Here is a 22981-nt window from a genome sequence, read left to right as displayed (position 1 = left end):
TTGGGGGTGTGGCTGGGGCGTGTTCTGGTTGGCCCGCGCGCAGCTTCCCGCGCCCGAGGGAGGCCTACCCCGCCCGCGCTCGCGGGAGGCCTGTCGCCTGGTTGCCCCGGGCGGCCGCGCCCTCAAGCGCGAAGCGCTGGCAAGCGCTGGTTTACGACCCCGGGGCGCGGTTTACGACCCCGGGGTGGTCGTGAATCGCACCCCAAGGTCGGTAATCGACATGACGGCTGTCTACCCAGCACTCCACACGGCGTTCCCGCGGTGTTGGGGGCCTGGTTGCCAGCAGTCGAAGGGAGCGGGCGGGTATTGCGCTGCCCTGGTTGGACCTCTCACGCCTCGTTGGACCGCTCACGCCCCGTTGGACCGCTGTAACCGGCGGCTACGGCGGTCCATCGGGGGGACAGGGGTCCAACTGGCAGGCTGGAGGGCCACGCACACAGACACCCAAGCGCTCACATAACCGGACCTGGCCTGCGGCGGTCGCGAGCAGTGGGTTCGGTGGGCTGTTGATGGAACGCCCGTGGGGTGTCGTGAGTGCTCCCTGTGGACGCCGGTGAGATCACACGGTCGTGTCGCCCGGTGCGGGCTACTGCCCTACTGCGACCTCTTGCACCCAGGTGTGCGGCTACTTGCCATACACCAGGGTGCAAAAGCTCATACCAGATGCCGTACGCAGGCGGGTTATGGGGCGGGCGGCTCAGGGCGCCTCGGTCACTACGGCGCCGGCCGCACCCGTCGGCAGGTCCACGACGACGACGTCGCCGTCGGCCAGGCGGTGCCCGCGCCGGGTCTCGACCTCGCCGTTAACCGTGACGTCGCCGGACTGGATGGCGATGCGGGCGTCGGCTCCGTCCTCCACCAGGCCCGCGAGCTTGAGGAACTGCCCGAGCTCCTGACTCGTGCCACTTTTGGTGACGGTGCGTCATGATCGGGGTTTTTCGTTGGTGTGGTGTGGTTGGGTTGGTGGTCGTGGGGCACTAATCCGGTGGCGGTAGAGTGATGGTGTGTGAGCCCGTATGTTCGTAAGGTGCGTACCGCGTCGGGGGCTACGGCTGTGCAGATCGTGGCTAAGGAGCACGGTGTGCGCCGGGTTGTGGAGCACCTGGGCTCGGCCCACGATGAGGCGGAGCTGGCGGCCCTGGTTCAGGCTGGGCGGGAGAAGATCACCGCCGGGTCGGGCCAGAGGGCTCTTGATCTTGAGTCCTTGGTCGCTGATTCTGCCCGGGTGGTGGCTCCGGCGGTGGTTGAGTCCAAGCGGTCGGCTCTGCTGTGGGATGTCCTGTCGGGGGCGTATGAGGTCCTGGGGCTGGATGAAGCGGTGGGTGGGGATGAGGGGTTCAGGCAGATGGTGCTGGCCCGTCTGGTCGAGCCCACCAGTAAGGAGCAGGTGCCCCGGGTGATCTCCGGGCTGGGTGTCCAGCCGGCCTCCAGGAGGACACTGTTCCGCTCGCTGGCCCGCTGCGCGGGCCGCCAGTGGCGAGAGCGGATTGCGGACGCTTGCCTGTCCCACGTCACCGGCCGCGGCGACCTGTCTTTGTGTTTGTATGACGTGACGACCCTGTACTTCGAGGCGGAGAAGGAGGACGACCTGCGGCGGGTGGGTTACTCCAAGGAACGCAGGGTGGACCCGCAGGTCATCGTGGGGCTGCTGGTGGACCGGAAGGGCTTCCCACTACGTGTCGGCTGCTGGGAGGGCAGCAAGGCCGAGACCAGCACGCTGATCCCCATGGTCGAGGAGTTCCGGAAGGCATCCGGGATTGAGCACCTGGTCGTGGTGGCTGACGCCGGCATGCTCTCCGCGGCCAACCTCGAAGCACTCGATCAGGCCGGGTTGGGGTTCATCGTCGGGTCCCGCATGACCAAGGCGCCGGCGGACCTGGACGCCCACTTCGCCTGGCGCGGGGACGCGTTCACCGACGGGCAGGTGATCGACACCATCACCCCACGTAAAGGCTCCACCGACCGGGAACGCGACCAGAACGTCCGCGATGAGCCCGTCTGGAGCGCAGCGGGGTTCCCGGGCTCGTGGCGGGCGATCTGGGCTTACAGCGCCAGGCGGTTCGCCAGGGACAACAAGACCCTGACCGCGCAGGAGAACCGGGCGCGGGCGGTGGTCGCCGGGGAGCGGCGCCCCAAGGGAATCCGCTTCGTCACCACCCGCAAGGGCGACCAGGTCCTGGATGAGAAGGCTCTAGCCAGAGCACGCCGCTTGGCGGGGCTCAAGGGCTACGTCAGCAATATCCCCGCCACCGTGATGCCCGCCAGTGAGGTGATCGCCTCCTACCACGAGCTGTGGCACGTGGAGCAGTCATTCCGCATGAGCAAGCACGACCTGCGGGCCAGGCCCGTCTTCCACCACACCCACGACGCCATCCAGGCCCACCTGACCGTGGTGATGGCATCCCTGGCCGTCGCCCGCCACCTACAACAAGCCACCGGTGTGAGCATCAAGCGGCTCGTCCGCGAACTGCGGCCGCTCCAGGAAGTCACCATCACCATCAACGGCCACCACATCATCGCCCAGCCCCAGACCACCCAGACCGCACAGCAAATCCTCAACAACCTGAACGCCGCAGGGCACTAAACTGGCACGACTCAGGGTTTACGACCCCGGGGCGCGGTTTACGACCCCGGGGTGGTCGTGAATCGCACCCCAAGGTCGGTAATCGACATGACGGCTGTCTACCCAGCACTCCACACGGCGTTCCCGCGGTGTTGGGGGCCTGGTTGCCAGCAGTCGAAGGGAGCGGGCGGGTATTGCGCTGCCCTGGTTGGACCTCTCACGCCTCGTTGGACCGCTCACGCCCCGTTGGACCGCTGTAACCGGCGGCTACGGCGGTCCATCGGGGGGACAGGGGTCCAACTGGCAGGCTGGAGGGCCACGCACACAGACACCCAAGCGCTCACATAACCGGACCTGGCCTGCGGCGGTCGCGAGCAGTGGGTTCGGTGGGCTGTTGATGGAACGCCCGTGGGGTGTCGTGAGTGCTCCCTGTGGACGCCGGTGAGATCACACGGTCGTGTCGCCCGGTGCGGGCTACTGCCCTACTGCGACCTCTTGCACCCAGGTGTGCGGCTACTTGCCATACACCAGGGTGCAAAAGCTCATACCAGATGCCGTACGCAGGCGGGTTATGGGGCGGGCGGCTCAGGGCGCCTCGGTCACTACGGCGCCGGCCGCACCCGTCGGCAGGTCCACGACGACGACGTCGCCGTCGGCCAGGCGGTGCCCGCGCCGGGTCTCGACCTCGCCGTTAACCGTGACGTCGCCGGACTGGATGGCGATGCGGGCGTCGGCTCCGTCCTCCACCAGGCCCGCGAGCTTGAGGAACTGCCCGAGCTTGATCGCGCCGGAGACGGAAACGGAGGGGTACGTGGAAGCGGCCATAGGCCAATCATGACAGGGTCTGCGTACTGTCCGCAGCGCAGTTCCCGGCCTCCGCACGCGCCTGCATCAGGATCTGGGAGGATGAACGGGTGTCATCGTCCGCGTCTGGGGCATCGCCCGAGCCCGAGCCGCCTATGGGAGGCGAACTTGCGCTGACCGTGGGGGAGCGCTACCCGGTGGGCGAGCGCAGGTACACGCTGACGCCGCGGCTGGCCGAAGCCGTGGCGCGTGCCCGCTCGGTACTCATCGAGGTCGCCACGCATAGGGAGGTCATCACCTACGGCGAACTCAGCGAGGCGATCGGCGGCGTCGTTCTGGCTCGCCACATGGGTCCGCTGCTGCACATGCTCGGACACGACTGCGCCGAGCGCGGCGAGCCGAGCCTGCCGGCGTTGGTGATCAACCAGGCCAAGGGTGAGGTCGGTACCGACGACGACGCCTGGGCACCACCCGAGCGCGGTGCCTGCTGGGATCGCTGGTCTCGGGGATGACGGCTGGTGACGGGGCCGGGACGTGCCGGCTGACCCGCCGTCGTCCGGGAGACGTCGACTAGAACACCTCGGTGGCAGTGCGCTCCAGTGGCAGGGCGGCGACGAAGCGCTCGAGATAGCGGTCGTACTCGGCGACCTCCGCGGCGGTGGGCGTGATCGTAGTGACTGTCAGATCGGCGAAGATGCGTTCGTCCAGGTAGTCCTCCAGGGGCAGGTCGTCTCCCCACAGCAGGAAGCCGGCCAACAGGGCCATGCCCCAGGCGCCTCCCTCCGCGGCTGCCTGACCGACCGACACGGGGGTGTCGAAGGCGGCCGCCAGGACCCGCTGCGGGATCTCGGGCGTCTTGAAGATGCCTCCGTGGGCGAACATGGAGTCGATCGGCGCGTCGGCGTTCTGCTTGAGGATCTTCAACCCGTAGGCCATGGAGGCGAAGGCGGCAAACAGGTGTGAGCGCATCAGGCCGGCCAGGGTGAACCGGGTGCCGGGCCGGCGGAGCGTGAGCGGGCGCCCCTGAGGCAGGGAGACGATGGCGTCTCCGGAAAGGAAGTTGTAGGACAGCACCCCGGCGTCGTCCATATTGCCCTCGGCGGCGGAGCCCAGGAGGACGTCGAACAGCGTGCCCCGCTGGATGGGATGGCCGATGGCGTCGGCGAACTGGGAGAAGACCTCCACCCACGCGTTCAGGTCGGAGGTGCAGTTGTTGGCGTGTGCCATGGCCACCGGTGCGCCGGACGGGGTGGCGACCAGGTCGATCTGCTCCACCAGGCTGCGCAGCGGCTGCTCCAGCACGATCATGGCGAAGGCGCTGGTGCCCGCGGAGACGTTGCCCGTACGTGGGCGCACCGAGTTGGTTGCGACCATGCCGGTGCCGGCGTCGCCCTCCGGCGGGCACAGCTTCGCCCCGGGCCGGAGCGTCCCGGTGGGATCGAGCAGGCGGGCCCCTGCGGAGGTAAGCCGGCCTGCGTCCTGCCCGGCCAGAGCGATCTCCGGCAGGATGTCGGCCAGCTGCCACGGCATGTCGACCAGCTGGTCGAAGGCGTCGAGCATGCCGACGTCGAAGGAGCGTCCGTCCGGGCCGATGGGGAACACGCCGGAGGCCTCTCCCGCGCCGAGGATGTGGCGGCCGGTGAGCCGGTAGTGGATGTAGCCGGCCAGCGTGGTCAGGTGGGCGATGCGGGTCACGTGCTCCTCGCCGTGGGTGATGGCGTGGTGCAGGTGCGCGATCGACCAGCGCTGCGGGATGTTCAGCCCGAACAGCTCCGACAGGGTGTGGGAGGAGTCCTGGGTGAAGGTGTTGCGCCAGGTCCGGAAGGCCGCCAGTGGCTCTCCGTCGGCGTCCAGGGGGAGGTAGCCGTGCATCATCCCGGAGATGCCGATTGCCCCCACCTCGGACAGCGGTGTGCCGTAGTGCTCCCGGTAGCGGTCGGCCAGGTCGGCGTAGGCGGCCTGCATCCCGGCGACGACGGCGCCCATCGAGTAGGTCCACACGCCGTCGACCAGCTCGTTCTCCCAGGTGAAGCCGCCGTCGGCCAGCACGGTGCCGGTGGCGTCGATGAGTACCGCTTTGATGCGGGTCGAGCCGAACTCGACGCCGAGGGCGGTGCCGGCCGAATCGGTGTCTGCGGGGGTGGTTGCTGAGGTCATGCGGAGCTCCGTTGCTGATTGGTGTGTTGCTGCCTTCCGGCCGGGTGCGACGTCGCGCCCGGCCGGGCCCATGGGCGCCATGCTAGTGGGACCGGCCACGGATTGTGAACGTTCACTGCGGGAGGTGTCGGCGCGCTCGGTGGAAGCCGCCCGGCGGACGCCGGTGGGCGGCTCGGCGGCAATGTCGTGTCCCGCTCGCGTGGGTCGGCGACTCCCGGCACTCGCCGAGTCTCCGGTAAGCCCGCCGAATTCGTGTCGTACCAACTGGATATCTTCCGCATATGACCGATCCCACTTCCGATCCACGCCCAGCCGATCCGCAGTCCGCCGATGGGCGTGCCGAACCGTCCGCCGGCGACGGCATGACGTCCCGCTCCATGCCGGGCGTGCCCTACCTGTTCGATACCGGGCTGGTCCTGCCGACGGCGCTGGTAACCCGGGCCGGTCCGCACACCGCCTTCGTGCATGTCTTTCCCCTCGACGCGACGGCACAGGTGGCCGCAACCGCGCGGCGGGCCGGGTTTCGCCTGAATCGGGCTACACCCGAAGCCGACTGGCTGCTCCTGGCCGACGTCGACGGCCTGACGGACACGCGCCTGGCGGCACTCGCGGACGCCCTCAACGCCGCAGGATTGCGCGCCTTCGCCTACGCGGGCACCGGGCCGCCCGAGCCACGTGCGGGCGAGCGCGGTCGGCCGCGTCGCCTCGGCACACGACGGCCGGAGGCGGCGGACGGCACCGTGTTCGTGGAGGTGAGGTTGCACGATCCGCTGTTCGGCAACGGTCCCGAGGCGCCTCCATCTGCGCAGACGTTCGTATACGGCCCTTCCGCGGATCTGGAACTGTTCCAGGAGGCGGCCGCGGAGCGCTTCGTCATTGAGCCGGTGCCCGAGATCGGGGGAGTGGCAGCGCTGTGGATCGACCATGCGGAGGTGGCGGCGGGGCTGACCAGCATCGAGGTCCTGGTGGAGGAACTCGACGCCGCCCTGCGGGAGTGCGGCCTGCAGGGGCCCGTGCACATCGTCGATCGGCGGGATGCGCCGACTGGGGGCGGAGCCGGTTAAGGGGCTCTTCCGGTTTGGGGGTGTGGTGGTTGTCTGGGGCGGCGGCAGGAGTGCTGCCGATGTCCTGGGACATGGCATGGGGTGGGGTGGGGTGTCTGGTGCGCCGGTTGGGCGTTAACAACGCTACTTAACGCTCTGCTGTATACCTCTGGGGCCTTCAGCAGACGGTTAACTGGCGTTGTTAACGCCGAAGTGGCGTTGCAGACGGCGAAGTGGCGTAGCAGACGGTCCCGGTCCCGGGCGCCGGAGCCGTCGGCAGCCAAGCGCAGCCAGGCCTGGCGTTCTGGCGCGGCGAGTCGGCGCCGTGGAGGTTCAACCCACGTCCTCGAGCACTCCGCCCGGCCGGCGGCGCGGACGCCCGTACCGGGCCGACGACGCCCGCGCCGACCCGAGCACGCCCGCGTCGGCCCGAGGACGTCCTCGGCGCCCCGAGCACGCCCGCGCCGGCCCGAAAACGTCCTTGTGCGCCCGACAACGACCTGCGCCGGTCGAGCACGTCCTCGTAAGCCCGAAACCCTCCCGAACGTGGAGGGTTTGGGGATGACGAGGACGTTCTCGACAAACCAGCACCCACCGAGCACGACCACGCCGGCCCGAACACGACCCCGCCGGCCCGACATCGACCTCATCCGCCCCCGAGAACGTCCCCGAGAACGTCCCCGCCAGGCCCACACCGACCTCACCACCCCAACCACGACCACCGCGAACACCGCAACCCGGACCAAAGCCACCACGCCCCAACCACCACACCCTCAAACCGGAAGAGCCTGATAAGGGCCGGCCTCTCGGCAGCACCTGGATCCTGCCACCAAACTGGTATCATTCTTGAGTGGCTATGACTCTGCGGCTGAACGAGCGCCAGGATCGACTTCTCAGAGAGTTGGCCGCGGCGCAGAACATCTCTAAGCAGGAGGCCGCTGCGCGCGCGATTGTGGAGACGGCTGAGCGCCACCTGCATCAGGAACGGCTGGCCGAGCTTTCCGAGCAGACTCGGACCCGTTACGCCGATCTCCTGCGGAGGCTCGGTGAGTGAGGGTACGTTTCCTCGATTTGGAAGACCTACTTGCACTAGCAGCCGACCTCGGCGTGCGGGAGGTACGGGATCTGGGTTTGTTGGCCGCCGCAGCGCAGCGGCCAACGACCACTCTTTACGGACACGACGCATACCCGACTTTGGCGGCGAAGGCGGCTGTCCTCCTGGAATCGGTTGTTCGTAACCACGCGTTGGTCGATGGGAATAAACGGCTCGGGTGGCTCTGCACGGTCGTTTTCCTGGGACTCAACGGCGTGGAACTGGACGTCGATGACGACGAGGCCTATGACCGCGTGGTGGAGGTTGCTGCGGGGCGAGTCGAGTGGCAGCGGATAGCGAGCTGGCTGAATGCAAATGGAGTGCCTTAACGGTTCAGCCCGGCCGTGGCGGTGGCCCGGGCCAGGGCACGCAGGTCGGCGGCCGTGCGGTCGGTGCCGTCACTGCGACGCGGCAGGCCGTGCACGGCCGCGACCCACTGCGGGTCAAGCGCGCTGACACCCAGGTAGCTGCCCGCGATCGCACCGGTTATGGCCCCGACCGTGTCCTTGTCCTGGCTGGCCTGTACCGCCCGGTCCAACAGCAGATTCATCCAGACGCGCGCCACCTCCCCGCGGTCACCGCTCATGGCCGCCGCGGAGCGGTGGCCGGCGCGGTTGGCGAAGATGAAGGCGAGTGTCGCGTGTCCGAGTGCGTGCACCGCGAAGCCGTCGCCGGCCGGCGGGGTCTGGTAATGGTCCGCGTCCAGAATCCCGCCGTCGAACAGGTCATGCCAGTACTTGCGGCGCTCGGCGGGAATCAGGTCCAGGGCCGCCAAGGCGTTGGCCCCGAAATACGGCATCCCCTGCCAGGCCGGCGCCATCACGTTGGCACGGATCATCTCGGCCTGAATCACGCAGGCGTCCCCGGCCAGGGGATCGGCGTGCGTCAGCTCGGCGACCGCTCGGGCGGCGGTGGCCGTCGCACTGCGGTCGCCCAGGCGGGTCAGGCCCACGACCCCGTTGCGCATCAGAGCACCATTGCCCGCCGTCCGGCCGGTGCGCGCATGCAGGTCCGCGGCGGCCGCCCGCATCCGGGCGGCGATTCCCGGCGCAGCAGCGGTGTCGGCGACGGCGTCGATCACCGCGCGGGTCTGCGCTCCCACGTCGGTGGCGCCGTCAACGGTCACCCAGCGGCACCAGCCGCGCGCAATCTCATCTAGGGCCGCGTCCTCGGTCAGGTCCGCGCCCGTGGCCGTAATCTCGGCGATGTACAGGGACATCTGAGTGTCGTCGCTCCACTCGCCCGGTGCATAGTCGCCGAAGCCGCCGCCGAGCAACTGCGGGGGACCCTCCAGGGGCACCTCGCCCGGTTCGTAGGGCACCCCCATGACATCGCCGACCGCCTGCGCCAGCAGCACGCCCTCAATGCGGTCCAGTTGGGAGTCGGTCAGGGCGCCCGCGGAAGCGGAGTTCGGGTTGGCGAGTCTCATGAGGGCAGCGTAGGGGTGCAACCCCGGCGCCGCCGTGCGATGCTTGTCTCGGCGTCCGTGCGTCGTATCGCCCGAAGAAGGAGCTTCCGTGACCACCCCATCGAACGGCTCGAGTCCTGACTCCCCACTCGACGTCCCCGTCGACGCCGAGCCCGCCGTCACGCTCTACCCGCAGGACGACGGCCCCACCCTGGGGGTCACCTCAGCCCCCGTGATCGAGGTCGACGGCCGCCTGTTCAAGGACCTGGCCCGCACCGGGACGCTGCTGCCCTACGAGGACTGGCGGCTGCCCGCCGCCGCGCGCGCCGCCGACCTCGCCTCCCGGATGAGCCTGGAGGCGATCGCCGGGCTCATGCTCTACTCGCCCCACCAGCCGGTCCCCAACCCCGGCGTCGGCCCCTTCGCCGGCACCTACGGCGGCCGCCCCTACCCGGAGGCCGGCGTACCCGCCTGGGCACTGACCGACCAGCAGCGCGCCATGCTCACCGCTGACCACGTCCGTCACGTGCTCGTCTTCACCCTCCAGGATGCGGATACCGCCGCCCGCTGGAACAACGCCATGCAGGCGCTCGCGGAGTCCGAACCGCTGGGCATCCCGGTGAACACCTCAACCGACCCGCGCAACGGTGCCGCGGAGGCCTCAGGCGCCGAGTTCGCCACCTCCGCCGCCGATGTGTCCCGCTGGCCGGAGGGATTGGGCATGGCCGCCCTGTTCGAGCCCGACCGGGTGGCCGAGTACGCCGCCATCATCTCCCGCGAGTACCGGGCCCTGGGCATCACGACAGCACTCGGCCCCCAGATCGACATCGCCACCGACCCCCGCTGGATGCGGCTGCAGGACACCTGGGGGCCGCACTCCGGCCTGGTGGCCGACTACACCCGCGCCTACTGCGACGGCATGCAGACCACTCCCGACGGCACCGGCGCCGCCTTCGGCCTGACTCCGGGCCACGCCGACCTGCCGCCGACGGCCGTCTCCTACACCGACCCCGGCTGGGGCGGCGCGTCCGTGTCCGCAATGGTTAAGCACTGGCCCGGCGGCGGCACCGGCGAGGGCGGCCGCGACGCCCACTACGGCTTCGGCAAGTTCGCCGTCTACCCCGGCGGCAACGAGTCCGAACACCTGCGCTCCTTCGACGCCGCCTTCCACCTGGACGGCCCCACCGGATCGGCAGGCGCCGTCATGCCCTATTACACGATCTCCTGGCATTACCACACCCCCGACGGGAAGGTGCTCAACGGCGAAGGCGCTTTGACGCCGCCGCGCGCCAACGCCTACAACCGCGCCATCGTCCACGACCTGCTGCGCGAGCGCTACGGCTTCGACGGCGTGGTGTGCACCGACTGGGGCATCACCGCCGACCCGGACCCGGAGATCAACCACTTCGGTCAGCGCTGCTACGGCGTGGAGGACCTGGATGTAGCGGATCGTCACCTACTGGCCATCGACAACGGCGTGGACCAGTTCGGTGGCAACAGTGAGGCCGCCCCGATCATCGAGGCCTACCGCCGTATCGTCGCCCGCGACGGCGAGGCCACGGCCCGCGCCCGCTTCGAGGCCTCCGCCACCCGGCTGCTGCGGGTGTTCTTCCGTGCGGGCCTGTTCGAGAACCCCTATCTGGATCCGGAGGCCTCGGCCGCCATCGTCGGCTGCGAGCCCTTCACCGCCGCCGCCCGCGCCGCCCAGCGCGACAGCCTGGTGCTGCTCAAGAATCGGCGCGCCGTGGCCGTTGCCGACGACGCCGCAGGCGGCGGCGCGCCAGTGCTGCCGCTGGGCGCCGGCGTGCACCGCGTGTGGGTGCCCACGCGCCACTTGGAGTCCCAGCCCGGTTTCATGCGGGGCGGCGAGCCCGCCCGCGACATAGACCCCTTCGAGGCCACCGCCTGCCCGTATGAGCGCGTCACCGACCCGCAGGACGCCGACGCCGCCGTGGTGTTCATCGAGTCTCCCCTGTCGGATCCCTACTCGACGGCGGACCGTGACGCCGGCGGCAACGGGTACCTGCCGCTCACACTCCAGTACCGTCCGTACACGGCCGCCGCCGCCCGCGCCCGCTCGCTGGCCGCCGGAGACTTCCGGGAGCCCGGTGACCGCGGCTACCACGGCAAGACCAACCGGGCCGCCAATGAAAGCGACTTGGACGCGGTCATCCGTGCGCGCGAGCTGATGGGTGACCGGCCCGTGGTAGTGGTGGTGCGCATGCACAACCCGGTTGTGCCCGCCGAGTTCGAGCCCCACGCCGACGCGATCGTGGTCGACTTCGGAGTGCAGCAGGAGGCCGTGTGGCAGCTGCTTGCCGGGGTGTTCGAGCCCAGCGGCCTGCTGCCGATCACGCTGCCCGCCTCCATGGAGGCGGTGGAGCGGCACTGCGAGGACCTACCCTTCGACTACGCGGCCTACACCGACGCCGTCGGGCATGCCTACGCATTCGGATACGGCCTGGACTGGGCGGGGCCGATTGCGGATGCGCGCACCCGCCGCTACCGGAGCCGGTAGGCTCGCCCCATGCTCCTCAACCGCATCGACCTGCGCGAAGCCACTCTGACTCCTCGGGAACTGGCGGCGGCTCTGCCGCGGGCCGACCAGGACGTCGCCGCGGCCCTGGAGGCCGTCTCCGGGACCATCGCCGACGTGCGGGACCGTGGGGCCGCGGCCCTGCGCGATGCCGCCGAGCGCTTCGACCACGTGCGCCCGCGGCACCTGCGCGTGCCCGCAGCGGCCCTGCAGGCGGCCCTGGAGGAGCTGGACCCCGCGGTCCGTGAGGCGTTGGAGCTGTCCATCGCCCACAACCGCGCCGGGCACACCGCCCAGCTGCCAGTCGAGCGGGACACCGAGATCATTCCCGGCGGTCACGTGTTCCAGCGCTGGATCCCCGTGCGCCGCGTGGGCCTGTACGCGCCCGGCGGCCTGGCCGTCTACCCCAGCTCCGTGGTGATGAATGCCGTAGCCGCCCAGGTGGCCGGCGTGGAGCAGATCGCCCTGGCGTCCCCGCCCCAGGCGGAGTTCGACGGGCTGCCTCACCCCACGGTGCTGGCGGCCTGCGCCCTGCTGGGAATCACCGAGGTATATGCGGTCGGCGGCGCCCAGGCGATCGCCATGTTCGCCTACGGCGCGGAGGCTGCCGACGACGTCGACCGCGCCGACTCCCTGGCCGGCGGAGGTGACGGACGCACCCTTTGCGAACCGGTGGACGTCGTCGCCGGACCCGGCAACGTGTATGTCGCCGCCGCCAAGCGCGCCGTGCGCGGAGCCGTCGGGATTGACGCCGAGGCGGGGCCGACGGAGATCGCCATCATTGCCGACGCGAGCGCGAACCCCGAGTATGTGGCCGCCGATCTGCTCTCGCAGGCCGAGCACGACCCCAACGCCGGATCCGTCCTAGTGACCGACTCGCTGCGCCTGGCCGACGCCGTGGATACCGCCTTGGCCCGCCGCCTGGAGGCCACTCGCCACCGCGAGCGCGCCCGCACGGCGCTACAGGGTGCTCAGTCCGCGATCGTGCTGGTGCGCGACCTGGAGCAGGCGGTGTCGGTCGCGGATGCATACGCCGCTGAGCACCTGGAGGTACAGACCGTCGACGCCGCCGCGGTCGCGCGCCGCATCCGCAACGCCGGCGCGATCTTCGTGGGCCCGTACTCCCCGGTGCCCCTGGGTGACTACCTGGCCGGATCCAACCACGTGCTGCCCACCGGAGGCACGGCCCGCTTCGCGGCGGGGCTGAACGTCATGGCCTACCTCAAACCCGTGCAGGTCATTGAGTACGACGCCGGTGCGCTGGAGGCGATGACTGCGCCCCTGACGGCACTGGCCCAGTCCGAGAGCCTGCCGGCTCACGGCGAGGCGGCTCGCGCCCGGCGCAGCTGAGCCGCTCGGACGGGGGCCCGCCGTCGTGATGCGACGGCGGGCCCCCGTCCGACCATTCGTACATGCATCTGCGCCTAAGCCCGCGTCCGATGGGCATGCCAGCGCAGCTTTAAATGCAGGGTTCCCGCAACTAGTAAAACACTAGGTATGGGATAGCCAGGAGTAAATTGGCGTCGCATTGATTAGCCTTGATGTCGTGATTAACGCGATGGCGTTTCTGGTTGAACTGTGCTAACTTATTTGCGGGCGCAGCCCTGCGGTTCGAACGGGGTCCCCTGGTCCTGTTTGGTGCGCTCATTTCCTTGTCCCTGTTTTTGGCGAGTTGTCATGTATAATCCAATGCTCCCGGCCGGGTTCGACTTTGTCGACCCGGGCCTCCATCCGGTCGAACTTCACGGGCTAGAATTGCTGGCTCGTCTATTGCTTGACCTGGCGGGACTCAGTTTCCTGCTGATACTCCTTGTCTTTGCGGTACTCAACGCCTACGGTGCGGCCTGCTCGCTGCGCGGCGACGTCGGCGCCACGGGGCGCGGGCCCACCGCCGCCACTCTGATGGGGCTCGCGCCCGGCCCGACCGACGACGCGGTGAGGAATCCGGTCCCATGACTAGCGCAGCAACCATTCCGGTCCTCACCCGGCCGGGTTCGTCAGTGGTACTGGACACAATCGGCTCGGCAGCCGCCTTCGCCATGGTGGTCGTGGCGCTGTGCTACCTCGGCCTGCTTGCCGGCGCCGCCTACAGCCTGCATCGTCGGAGCATGCGCCCGCCGGCTGCGAGCGGGACACACTCGGATGCCGCCCGAGCACCACTTCGAATCGTGGTGCTGATGCCGTGCCTGAACGAGGAGGCCGTCATCGGCCCCTCTGTGCGGCGGCTCCTGGCCGATCCCAGTCCCGAGCTGGAGGTGATGGTCATCGACGACGGCTCGGAGGATCTCACAAGCGAGATCGTTCGTGGGATTGACGACCCCCGCGTCGGCCTGCTGCGACGTGATCCTCCCAACGCCCGGCAGGGAAAGGGGGAGGCGCTGAACCAGGCCGTCGAGGCGGTTCGCGAACGATACCGGGGTACGGACCCCGAGCAGGTGATCGTGGGCGTGGTCGATGCCGACGGACACCTTGACCCCACTGCCTGGCAGGTTCTGCGGGAGGCATTCGCCGCTAGCACAATCGGTGCGGTTCAGCTCGGAGTGCGGATCTCCAACCGGAACGCCTCCCTGCTGGCCCGAATGCAGGACCTCGAATTCGTCACCTTCACCTCGGTGTTCCAGCAGGGCCGCCGACGCCTGCGGAGCGTGGGCATGGGCGGCAATGCGCAGTTCGTGCGCCTGTCTGCGCTGGATGCCCTGGGGCCCAGGCCCTGGACCCGTTCCCTGACGGAGGACTTCGATCTGGGCATCCGGCTCAACGGCACCCAGTGGGTCAACGACTACCGGGGCGAGGCCGCGGTGCACCAGGAGGGGGTGACCTCCCTGCGCCGCCTCGTGCGCCAACGCACACGCTGGTTCCAGGGCAACCTGCAGGCGCGGAACCTGCTCGGCTTCGTCGCCCGCAACCTGCACGGCACTGCCCGGGCGGACACCCTGTGGCAGGTCCTCAGCCCCTACATGCTGCTCGCCGGATCCCTGCTGCCCGTCTCCTTCCTGCTGATTCTGTGCGCCCGCGTCATCGCCGCAGCGGCCGGTGTGCCCCAGTCATGGGCCTGGGCGCCGCCCGCCTACCTACTCGCATTCGGACCTTCCTACCTGTATGCCCTGGTTTACTGGCGCCAGGTCAGGCGGGAGGGAGCCGGCCTGGTCCGCTGCATCGCGTGGTGCCATGTGTTCGTGTTCTACGGCCTGCTGTCCGGCGTCTTCGGATGGCGAGCACTGGCGCGCGAGCTGATCGGCCGCTCCGGGTGGGCCAAGACCGCCCGCGAGGCCGTCCGCGCCCCCGAGGCCCTCATGCCCGACGCCCGCCCGAGTGAGGGGTGACCATGCCCGGCAGACCTATTCATCTTCCGCGGCCGAAGAAGCTGCCCGTAGTCCTGTTGGCGATCACGGTCGCCCTGCTGCCGACCGCGGGCTCCTCAGCGGAGGACGGCGGCATGAACTGCTCCGACTGGCGCCTGGTGTTCAACGGGTACGGCACGGCCGTGTGCAACGCCCGTACGGTCACGCTCAGCCCCGCGGTTGCCAACCGCGCCGCCGAGACGCACGCCGCCCTGGCGACGTCGCGAACCGTCTCGGTGGAGGAGGGGCGAGTCACAGTCGCGCGGGCCACCGTCCTCACCCGCGCCCAACTTCGCCGGGGCGGCGCGCCGAACCCGTGGGAGGTTGCGTGGCTGCTGTGGAGCTACCGGGACAACGACCACTTCTACGCGCTCGCGCTCAAGCCCAACGGATGGGAGGTCTCCAAGCAGAACCCCGCCTATCCCGGCAAGCAGCAGTTCCTCGCCTCCGGCAGCACCCCCGCGTTCGCCGTCGGACAGGCACATCAAGTCACGGTCAGGGTGGACACGACTGCGCCCGGGACCATGACCGCAACCATCGACGTCGACGGCAAGCACCTCGCCACCGTGACGGACGCCGACTCACCCTACTGCGCCGGTGCCGTAGCCGCCTATACCGAGGACGCAACCGTCGAGGTCACCCTCAGCCCGGCCACTTACTGAGACGTCGGCCCTGTTCCGATTCCGAACGCTACCCGGACCGCATGCCCGACCACCCCAGGAGAAACAATGACTGCCCCAACCGCCCCCAGCACCACAGTCGGCCCGCCGCCGCGCGTCATGCTCGTATACGGCACCAGGCCGGAGGCCATCAAGATGGCCCCGTTGGTGCGCGCCCTGCAGCGTGACGAGCGCTTCGAGCCGATCGTGGTGGTGACCGGCCAGCACCGCGAGATGCTCGACCAGGTCAACGACTTCTTCGGCATCACCCCGAACACGGATCTTGACATCCACCGGCCCGGCCAGAGCCTGACCGAGGTCACCGTCGGCACGCTGGAGGGGGTTGAGCGTGCCATTGACGCGCACCAGCCGGACTTGATTGCCGTTCAGGGCGACACCACCTCGGCATTCGCCGCAGGCCTGGCGGGCTTCTACCACCGAGTGCCGGTGGTACACGTCGAGGCCGGCCTGCGTACGGGCTCGATCGACTCCCCGTTCCCGGAGGAGGCGAATCGGCGCCTGCTGTCTCAGGTGACCGCACTGCACCTGTGCCCCACGACCACGGCGCGTGACAACCTGCTGCGGGAGAACACGGATCCTGCCCGCGTGGTCGTAACCGGAAACACGGTCATCGACGCGCTGCTGGAAGCAGTCCGTCGGCCGCTGCCATTCACCGACCCCGCCCTCGCCCGGGCCACCGCCGATCCCGAACGGCGCATCGTCCTGGTCACTGCGCACCGCCGCGAGTCGTGGGGACAGCCCATGCACAGTATCGGCCGGGCGGTGGCCCGCATCGCCCTCAGTCACCCCGACGACGTGATCGTCCTGCCCGCCCACCGCAACCCGAAGGTGCGTTCTGCCCTGCTGCCGCACGTTTCGGGCCTGAGCAACGTAGTCGTCACCGAGCCGCTTCAGTACGGACAGTTCTGCACTCTCATGAACCGGTCTCACCTGGTGCTCACCGACTCCGGCGGCGTGCAGGAGGAGGCGCCGGCCCTGTCCAAACCGGTGCTCGTCATGCGGGAGAACACCGAGCGGCCTGAGGCCATCGACTTCGGTGTCGCCAAGCTGGTGGGCACCGGGGAGCAGAACATCGTCGACTCGGTGTGCCGCCTGCTGGACGACGACTCCGCCTACGCCGATATGGCCGGCGCCGCCAACCCCTATGGGGACGGGCGGGCCTGCGCCCGTATCAGCGCCGCCATGGCGGCGCTGACAGGCGTGGGTGAGCGCATCCCCGAATTCACCCCTGTCCACCCCACCAACAGCGCTCAGGAGAACGCATGAGTCACCCATCCCTGAATCGACCCCGTAATCGGCGCCGAAATCGACGCCGCCGCCTACTTGCGGCGGTCGTGCTGACGGCCGCCGTGACGGCACTGCCAATCACCGCCACGGCACTGCCCGCGGCGCAGGACCGGACACCCGCCGCGGTGCCGGCGAACGCCCCTGTCGTCGACGTAATCCAGGAGGCGCCGGTGGAGGCGCCACCGGAGCCGGAGGCCGCCGCCGAGCAGGTGCTCCCGCTCGTGGCCGGCGGCGCGGCCGAGGAAGCGGAGCTCGCCCAGCCGGCCGAGGCCGCAGCAGAACCCGAGGTGCGCGACCTGCCCGAGGGCGTGGCCCTGCCCGCATCCGCACGCACCTTCTCCACCGAACAGGCCGGGCCGGCACGCACCCTCGTCCTGTTCGACTCCACGGGTGGCTACGCTCACCTGGGTGAGTACTACGCCCTCGGCATGGGCATGCTCGCCTCGCACTCGGGCACGGTTACGACCCTGCCCGTGACCGACTACGTCGCGGGACTGGCCGGCTCCTACACCGCCGTCATCTACTCCGGCTCAACCTATGACGAGCCACTGCCGCAGGCCTTCGTCAACGACGTGCTCACCGGTGACGTGCCCGTGCTGTGGTCCGGATTCAACATCTGGCAGCTCGCCTCCACCACGGAGGACCGCGCCGCCTTCACCGCCCGGTACGGGTGGGATGCGGCCAGCTCCTACATCGACTCGGCGGACACGGTCACCACCGTCACCTACAACGGGCAGGAACTGGGCCGCAACGCGCTGAACACCGGCGGCATACTCGCCCCGCACATCACCAGCCCGCAGGACGTCACCGTCCTGGGGACCGCCCACTGCTCCGACGCCGCAGGCACCGCCACCGACTGCGCCCCCATCACGCAGTCGACCGGCGCAACCTTCCCGTGGGCGGTCAAGTCCGCGAACCTCACTTATATCGGGGAGGTTCCGCTGTCATACCTGGGGGAGACCGACCGGTACCTGGCCGCCGCGGACATCGTGCTGGACACCCTCCAGCCCGGAGCGGAGAACGTGCGCCAGGCGGCCGTGCGCATCGAGGACGTGAGCCCCGCCACCACGGGCGCCGAGCTGCGCACCATCGTCGACTACCTCGTCGGGGCGGGAGTACCGTTCCAGCTCGCCGTCGTCCCGATCTACACCGACCCGGAGGGGGTGTATAACGACGGCACCCCCGAGACCCTCACCCTGGCGGACAATCCGGAGCTGGTAGAGGTGCTCGCCTACGCCGTCGCCAACGGCGGCACCCTGATCCAGCACGGCACCCGTCACCAGTTCTCAAACCTGAGCAATCCGTACAACGGGGTGAGCACGGATGACTTCGAGTTCATCCGCTCCTGGTGCACCGACACCAATGACAACTCCGCACCCGCGGTCACCTGCCAGAACAACTCGTGGGTGCAGATCGGCGGCGACCTGCCCGGCACCGACGCCGCCTGGGCGGCCCAGCAGGTGACTGAGGGCCGGGCCCTGTTCACCCAGGCGGGCCTGCCCGAGCCGACGGTCTTCGAGACACCGCACTACGCGGCCGGCGCCGCCGCCTACAGCGGCATCTCCCAGGTCTACCAGGTGCGGTATGAGCGCGAGATCCTGCACGCGGGCCTGCTCACCGGACGCGCCGGGGGAGACTTCGAGTACTTCGGCCAGTTCTTCCCCTACGCAGTCAACGACCCCTACGGCACGCACGTGCTGCCGGAGAACCTGGGCAACGTGGAGCTTGAGTCATACAACCAGCACCCGCCGCGCCTCCCGGCGGACATCGTTGCCGCGGCCCATGCGAACCTGGTCGGCACGCACGCCACGGCGAGCTTCTTCTTCCACCCCTACTATGACGTGAGCCTGCTGCGGGAGATCGTGGAGGGCATCCAGGCGGAGGGGTACACCTTCGTGGCTGCCACCGAGCTGAACTGAGGAGGAAGCGGATGGGGCACGCAGGCGGCGGGGCCGACGGGACGCCCCGTCGGCCCCGCGCCGACGCTGAGCCGGCGCGGTCGGCCGCGCTGTCTCGGCGCAAGGCCATCGGCCTGATAGCGGCCGGGATCGCCGCCCTGGTGGCGGCGGTCCTCGCTGTACTCCGGCTGCTGGGGCGCCCTCGGCCCGACCCGGTGCCCTCCCCGACGGCACCGGGCGGAGGCGGGCTGGTTCTGCTCGACGTGGCCGCCCCCGACGGCACGGTCCTGGACCTCGCCGGGCTGCTTACCGTGCAGACCAATGGCGCCGGCCAGGAGCTGCGCGATGACGCCCTACTGGACGCCACCACGCTCGAACTGGTCGAACTGGCGCCGCTGAAGCGGCATGCCGAGGCCACGGCGGCCCTGGAGCTGCCCGCGACGCCCGTCTGCCTGACCCTGTCCTGGCCGACCGGCCACGGCTACTCCGCGCTGTTCGCGGACCTGCCCGGACCCGGGCACTACGCGCTCGCCGAGCTGGCCGCCCGGGGACTGCACACGGCCCAGGAGGACATCCAGGCCCAGCTGCGGCAGACCGCAGACAGCACCCGGGTCGGAACCATCGACGCGCTCCGCAACAGGACCGCCCAGGCCCTGCAGGACTGCGAGGCCGCAGCCACCCATGCCGAGCGCGCCGTGCTGGCCAACGCCGCACTCGAGGCCGCAACCGCTGCGCAACTGGCCCAGGATGATACCGCCGCCCTGCTCGGCCCCGATGACGCGATGCTGGGCGTCACCTTCACCGCCCCACCGGCGCCCGGAGACTCCGACCTCGCCGTCGACAGGCTGGCCGGCGCGGGGCGCCGACCGCTGGTGCGCATCGTCGTGGAAGACGCCGACGACCGCGAGGAGATCGGCCGGTGGCGCAGGTGCGTCGACGAACTGCACCGGGCGGGCGCCCTGGTGATGGTGCAGGCCTGCGACTCGCAGGCACTCACCGACTACGACGAGGCCGCCTGGGAGCAGCGGATAAGCGCGCTGATCACCGCCTTCCCCGACGCCGACGCCTGGGAGACCGGCAACGAGCTCGCCGGGGAGTGGACCGGCCCCCACGCCGTGGAGCGGACTGTGCAGGCGGCCCGGGCGCTCGCCGCCGACCCGGCGACCGCCGCCGCGCCCCGGGTGCTCACCCTGTACTACCAGCTGGGACAGGGCACGCAGGAGGAGTCCGTCATTTCATGGGCCGCCACGAACCTCGGGGAGGAGCTGACGGGGCTGACGGACGTCGTCGGACTGTCCGTATACCCGCAGTGGCATCCGCTGGGGGCGGGCGCCAGGCGCGTCCTGGAGGCCCTGGGGCGGGTCGCCGGGGACCTGCCCGTGGCCCTGACCGAGCTCGGCTACGGCGCCGAGGACCTGGACGACGGCCCGTGGTGGTTCGGCTCCGCCACCGACACCGGCGCCGGCCGGGAGGCGGTCGCACGGCATCTCACAGCCGTCGCGCTCGGGCAGCCGCGCGCCTGGGCCGCACCACTTTGGTGGTACTACCTGCAGGACGAGGGCCTCCTGCCCGCAGGCGCGCACGCGTCCCAGGACGGCGTGGCAGGGATCGCGCAGGAACTGGTGGACGCGGCCCGCGCCAAAGCCGAATGACCCCGGGGCGCACCGGCAAGCCGAGGTCGTAGGCGAATTCGCAGCACGTCCTGTGGCTGCCCGCTGCCGTCAGCGCTGCGCTAGCACGAAGGGGTACACGCGCGCCGCCCCGGCCCGGCGCAGCAGCATGGCCGCTACGGTGAGCGTCCAACCGGACTCGGTCCAGTCGTCCACCAGCACTACGGAGCATCCCCGCAGACGCGCCAGCGCCTGCGCAGACCAGTCCTCAAGCGTAAGCGCACGACATACGTCGGCCAGGCGGAAAGCGGAGCCGACGTCGTGCCTGCCGGGCTCACCGCGCACCCCGATGACACCCAGGGGAACGGCGCCCAGACGTCGGGCCAGTGCGTGCCCCAGGTGGCGCACCAGCCGGGGGCGGGTGCGCGAGTCGACAATCACCACGGCGGTGCCTGCCGCAGCCGTCACGGCGTGCGCGTCGGCAAGCCGGTCCACCACCTCCAGCACCGGGCCGCGCAGCGCGTCCGGCACCTCGCAGTCGCCGCCGGAGTCGAACAGATCACGCAGTGCGCCGGAGACCCCCAAACCGTCCAGGCGGCCGACCGCGAACCCGGGCTCGTGCCTATCCTCCTCAGCGATGGCCCCCCTGAGCTCGGGCAGGTTCAGGCGGTCCATTCCGCTCGGCCAACGCCTGCGGGGCTCAATGGACACGCCCACGCGAGTCAGCGCCTTTCGGGCCGCGGCGATCTCCCGCTCACCCGGCGCCAGGGGCAGCTGCAGGCCACCGCACAAGTCGCATGCCCCGCACCGCCATCCGTCGGCAAGCTCCGGATCGTCCAGCACCCGCCGCAGGAAGGCCATGCGGCAGTCCGGCGCGGACAGGGACTCATAGCGCACCATCAAGTCCTGCTCTGCGAGCCGCGCCCGCTCCACGCGTGCGTACCGCGGTGCGTCATACTCCCAGGACCGCCCGGTCGCCTCCCAGCCCCCTCGCACACGCCGCACCGCGCCGTCGACGTCGAGGACCTTGAGCATGGACTCCAGCCGGGCGCGCCGCACCGGCACCATGGTCTCCAGGGCATTCGTGCTCAGCGGCCCGGCCCCGGCGGTTGCGGCGCCCTCGAGCGCGGCCAGAGCCCCGCGCACCGCATCCTCGGGCGGGAAGCCCTGGGCGCCGAACCAGTCCCAAATGGCGCGGTCCTCAGCCCCCGGCAGGAGGATCACCTCGGCGCGGTCGACTCCGCGCCCCGCACGGCCCACCTGCTGGTAGTACGCCACCGGCGAGCTCGGTGCCCCCACGTGCACCACGAAAGCAAGATCCGGCTTGTCGAAACCCATGCCCAGCGCGCTGGTGGCCACCAGCGCCTTCACCCGGTTCTCCTTCAGCTCCTCCTCCAGCCGCTCCCGCTCCGCAGAGTCCGTGCGCCCCGTGTAGGCGGCCACCGCCAGACCCGCCTCACGCAATTGCTCGGCAACCTCACCCGCCGCCGACACCGTCAGGCAGTAGACGATTCCGGACCCGGGCGTGGCCCGCATATAGTCGACGAGCCAGGCCAGGCGCGCGGCGGCATCCGGCAGGCGGCACACCCCCAGGTGCAGGGAGGTGCGTTCGAGCGTTCCACGCAGCACCAGCACGCCGGCGGAGTCGGCGGCGTCCCCGGCCGGACCGTCGACCCGACCCGCCGGAGGCGCCGGCCTCGCCCCGAGCTGCTCGGCGACATCCGCGGTGACCCGGGCATTCGCCGTCGCCGTGGTGGCCAGCACCGGAGTGCTCGGCGGCAGCTGCGCCAGCAGGGTGCGAATGCGCCGGTAGTCGGGGCGGAAGTCATGGCCCCAGTCGGAGATGCAGTGAGCCTCGTCTACCACAACCAGGGCGGCATCCGCGGCCAGGCGCGGCAGGACCTCATCCCGGAAGACCGGATTGTTGAGCCGCTCAGGGGATACCAGCAGCACATCCACCTCGCCCCGCCGCACCTGAGCCTGGATCTGCGGCCACTGCGGGGCATTGACCGAGTTCATGGTCAGGGCGCTGATGCCGGCGCGGCGGGCGGCGGCCACCTGGTCACGCATGAGCGCCAGCAGCGGGGAGACGATCACCGTGGCGCCCGCACCGCCGCGCCGCCCCGGGGGAGGAGGCGGCTCCCCGGGCCGCCACGCGCCCCAGCCCTCCCGCAGTAGCACGGTGGCAACGAAGTAGACGGCGGACTTTCCCCAGCCCGTCCGCTGCACCACTAGTGCCCTGCGCCGCTGCACCACCAGTGCCTCGATGGCGCGCCACTGGTCCTGGCGCAGCCGTGCGTCCGCCCGCCCGACCAGCTCGCGCAGCACCGCCTCGGCGCGCTCGCGGATAGCCGGCATCGAGTCTCCCGAGCCGGGTGCTGCGGGTGGGCGGTGCGGTTCGAGCCGATTCATGGCGGCCACGCTAGCCCGTCGCACCGACACGAATCCCTCCGCCGCGGCACCGAAGGACAGGGAGGTGAGGTCAGCGGCGTGACAGCTGCGGAGGATCGTGTGGAGGATTGACTGCACCAGGCAATCTGGATAACGTTTCGATACATAAT

The 22981-nt window shown here is 70.1% G+C and carries 17 protein-coding genes and 1 pseudogene; 13 read left to right on the top strand and 5 right to left on the bottom strand.

What is annotated here, in order from left to right; genetic code table 11:
* Positions 1–697: 697 nt before the first annotated feature.
* Positions 698–898 (bottom strand): annotated as a pseudogene (locus E4J16_RS08390) (RNA-binding S4 domain-containing protein); the annotation flags it as partial.
* 108 nt (positions 899–1006) lie between these two features.
* On the opposite strand from E4J16_RS08390, the gene E4J16_RS08385 reads away from it, so the two are divergent.
* Complete coding sequence (locus E4J16_RS08385; RefSeq protein ID WP_136313749.1) at positions 1007–2584, top strand: IS1634 family transposase; 1578 nt, start codon at positions 1007–1009, stop codon at positions 2582–2584.
* Between the two features lie 564 nt (positions 2585–3148).
* On the opposite strand, the gene E4J16_RS08380 is transcribed toward E4J16_RS08385, so the two are convergent.
* Entirely contained in the window at positions 3149–3388 is a 240-nt protein-coding gene (locus E4J16_RS08380) for an RNA-binding S4 domain-containing protein (protein ID WP_136192223.1), read from the bottom strand.
* A 134-nt stretch (positions 3389–3522) separates the two neighbouring features.
* Between E4J16_RS08380 and E4J16_RS08375 the strand changes: the two genes are divergently transcribed.
* Positions 3523–3879, top strand: a complete 357-nt coding sequence (locus E4J16_RS08375) for a hypothetical protein (RefSeq protein ID WP_136192468.1) — start codon at positions 3523–3525, stop codon at positions 3877–3879.
* Between the two features lie 58 nt (positions 3880–3937).
* Here E4J16_RS08375 and E4J16_RS08370 read toward each other — a convergent pair whose 3' ends face one another.
* A complete protein-coding gene (locus tag E4J16_RS08370; protein ID WP_136313748.1) occupies positions 3938–5524 on the bottom strand; it encodes a xylulokinase in 1587 nt (528 codons plus the stop codon).
* A gap of 281 nt (positions 5525–5805) precedes the next feature.
* On the opposite strand from E4J16_RS08370, the gene E4J16_RS08365 reads away from it, so the two are divergent.
* The 3 genes from E4J16_RS08365 (at position 5806) to E4J16_RS08355 (ending at position 7989) form a co-directional block, all read left to right on the top strand.
* The gene (locus E4J16_RS08365; RefSeq protein ID WP_136192221.1) at positions 5806–6588 is read left to right on the top strand and encodes a hypothetical protein; all 783 of its coding nucleotides are present in this window, start codon (positions 5806–5808) and stop codon (positions 6586–6588) included.
* Between the two features lie 829 nt (positions 6589–7417).
* Positions 7418–7621 (top strand): CopG family transcriptional regulator, encoded by a 204-nt coding sequence (locus tag E4J16_RS08360; RefSeq protein ID WP_073333116.1) that lies wholly within the window; start codon positions 7418–7420, stop codon positions 7619–7621.
* Positions 7618–7989 carry a type II toxin-antitoxin system death-on-curing family toxin gene (locus E4J16_RS08355; protein WP_111819090.1) on the top strand — a complete coding sequence of 124 codons (372 nt, stop codon included), beginning with the start codon at positions 7618–7620 and terminating at the stop codon, positions 7987–7989. The genes E4J16_RS08360 and E4J16_RS08355 overlap by 4 nt, the downstream gene beginning before the upstream one ends.
* Here the strand turns inward: E4J16_RS08355 and E4J16_RS08350 are convergent.
* Positions 7986–9089 carry an ADP-ribosylglycohydrolase family protein gene (locus E4J16_RS08350; RefSeq protein ID WP_136192220.1) on the bottom strand — a complete coding sequence of 368 codons (1104 nt, stop codon included), beginning with the start codon at positions 9087–9089 and terminating at the stop codon, positions 7986–7988. The genes E4J16_RS08355 and E4J16_RS08350 overlap by 4 nt on opposite strands.
* Before the next feature lie 88 nt (positions 9090–9177).
* On the opposite strand from E4J16_RS08350, the gene E4J16_RS08345 reads away from it, so the two are divergent.
* The 8 genes from E4J16_RS08345 to E4J16_RS08310 all read left to right on the top strand — a co-directional run bounded on the left by E4J16_RS08345 (position 9178) and on the right by E4J16_RS08310 (position 20462).
* On the top strand, positions 9178–11586 hold the full coding sequence (locus E4J16_RS08345) for a glycoside hydrolase family 3 protein (protein ID WP_240038080.1): 2409 nt from the start codon (positions 9178–9180) through the stop codon (positions 11584–11586).
* 9 nt (positions 11587–11595) lie between these two features.
* The gene (gene hisD, locus E4J16_RS08340) at positions 11596–12954 is read left to right on the top strand and encodes a histidinol dehydrogenase (RefSeq protein ID WP_136313747.1); all 1359 of its coding nucleotides are present in this window, start codon (positions 11596–11598) and stop codon (positions 12952–12954) included.
* Between the two features lie 327 nt (positions 12955–13281).
* Positions 13282–13560: a hypothetical protein gene (locus E4J16_RS08335; RefSeq protein WP_168709476.1), complete on the top strand. Its 279-nt coding sequence runs from the start codon at positions 13282–13284 to the stop codon at positions 13558–13560.
* Positions 13557–14927, top strand: coding sequence for a glycosyltransferase (locus tag E4J16_RS08330; protein ID WP_240038079.1), 1371 nt, complete (start codon positions 13557–13559; stop codon positions 14925–14927). The genes E4J16_RS08335 and E4J16_RS08330 overlap by 4 nt, the downstream gene beginning before the upstream one ends.
* 2 nt (positions 14928–14929) lie before the next feature.
* Positions 14930–15607 carry a hypothetical protein gene (locus tag E4J16_RS08325; RefSeq protein ID WP_136313745.1) on the top strand — a complete coding sequence of 226 codons (678 nt, stop codon included), beginning with the start codon at positions 14930–14932 and terminating at the stop codon, positions 15605–15607.
* A gap of 66 nt (positions 15608–15673) precedes the next feature.
* Positions 15674–16891: a non-hydrolyzing UDP-N-acetylglucosamine 2-epimerase gene (gene wecB, locus E4J16_RS08320; protein ID WP_240038078.1), complete on the top strand. Its 1218-nt coding sequence runs from the start codon at positions 15674–15676 to the stop codon at positions 16889–16891.
* On the top strand, positions 16888–18831 hold the full coding sequence (locus E4J16_RS08315) for a DUF2334 domain-containing protein (protein ID WP_136192216.1): 1944 nt from the start codon (positions 16888–16890) through the stop codon (positions 18829–18831). Before wecB ends, E4J16_RS08315 begins: the two co-directional genes overlap by 4 nt.
* Positions 18832–18842: 11 nt before the next feature.
* Positions 18843–20462, top strand: a complete 1620-nt coding sequence (locus E4J16_RS08310; protein WP_136313744.1) for a Tat pathway signal sequence — start codon at positions 18843–18845, stop codon at positions 20460–20462.
* 69 nt (positions 20463–20531) lie between these two features.
* Here E4J16_RS08310 and E4J16_RS08305 read toward each other — a convergent pair whose 3' ends face one another.
* On the bottom strand, positions 20532–22832 hold the full coding sequence (locus E4J16_RS08305; RefSeq protein ID WP_136313743.1) for a RecQ family ATP-dependent DNA helicase: 2301 nt from the start codon (positions 22830–22832) through the stop codon (positions 20532–20534).
* Between the last annotated feature and the right edge of the window lie 149 nt (positions 22833–22981).

It is taken from the genome of Actinomyces procaprae, assembly GCF_004798665.1.
In the GTDB taxonomy this organism is placed as follows: domain Bacteria; phylum Actinomycetota; class Actinomycetes; order Actinomycetales; family Actinomycetaceae; genus Actinomyces; species Actinomyces procaprae.
The sequence above is the reverse complement of the archived record's forward strand: the minus strand, read 5'-3'. Positions and strand labels throughout refer to the sequence as shown.

Bases quoted from the DNA above. Each gene is read 5' to 3' on its own strand.
- E4J16_RS08380 (WP_136192223.1), bottom strand. From the start codon at position 3,388: ATGGCCGCTTCCACGTACCCCTCCGTTTCCGTCTCCGGCGCGATCAAG.
- E4J16_RS08375 (WP_136192468.1), top strand. From the start codon at position 3,523: ATGGGAGGCGAACTTGCGCTGACCGTGGGGGAGCGCTACCCGGTGGGC.
- E4J16_RS08370 (WP_136313748.1), bottom strand. From the start codon at position 5,524: ATGACCTCAGCAACCACCCCCGCAGACACCGATTCGGCCGGCACCGCC.
- E4J16_RS08365 (WP_136192221.1), top strand. From the start codon at position 5,806: ATGACCGATCCCACTTCCGATCCACGCCCAGCCGATCCGCAGTCCGCC.
- E4J16_RS08350 (WP_136192220.1), bottom strand. From the start codon at position 9,089: ATGAGACTCGCCAACCCGAACTCCGCTTCCGCGGGCGCCCTGACCGAC.
- hisD (WP_136313747.1), top strand. From the start codon at position 11,596: ATGCTCCTCAACCGCATCGACCTGCGCGAAGCCACTCTGACTCCTCGG.
- E4J16_RS08335 (WP_168709476.1), top strand. From the start codon at position 13,282: ATGTATAATCCAATGCTCCCGGCCGGGTTCGACTTTGTCGACCCGGGC.
- E4J16_RS08330 (WP_240038079.1), top strand. From the start codon at position 13,557: ATGACTAGCGCAGCAACCATTCCGGTCCTCACCCGGCCGGGTTCGTCA.
- E4J16_RS08325 (WP_136313745.1), top strand. From the start codon at position 14,930: ATGCCCGGCAGACCTATTCATCTTCCGCGGCCGAAGAAGCTGCCCGTA.
- wecB (WP_240038078.1), top strand. From the start codon at position 15,674: ATGACTGCCCCAACCGCCCCCAGCACCACAGTCGGCCCGCCGCCGCGC.
- E4J16_RS08315 (WP_136192216.1), top strand. From the start codon at position 16,888: ATGAGTCACCCATCCCTGAATCGACCCCGTAATCGGCGCCGAAATCGA.
- E4J16_RS08310 (WP_136313744.1), top strand. From the start codon at position 18,843: ATGGGGCACGCAGGCGGCGGGGCCGACGGGACGCCCCGTCGGCCCCGC.
- E4J16_RS08305 (WP_136313743.1), bottom strand. From the start codon at position 22,832: ATGAATCGGCTCGAACCGCACCGCCCACCCGCAGCACCCGGCTCGGGA.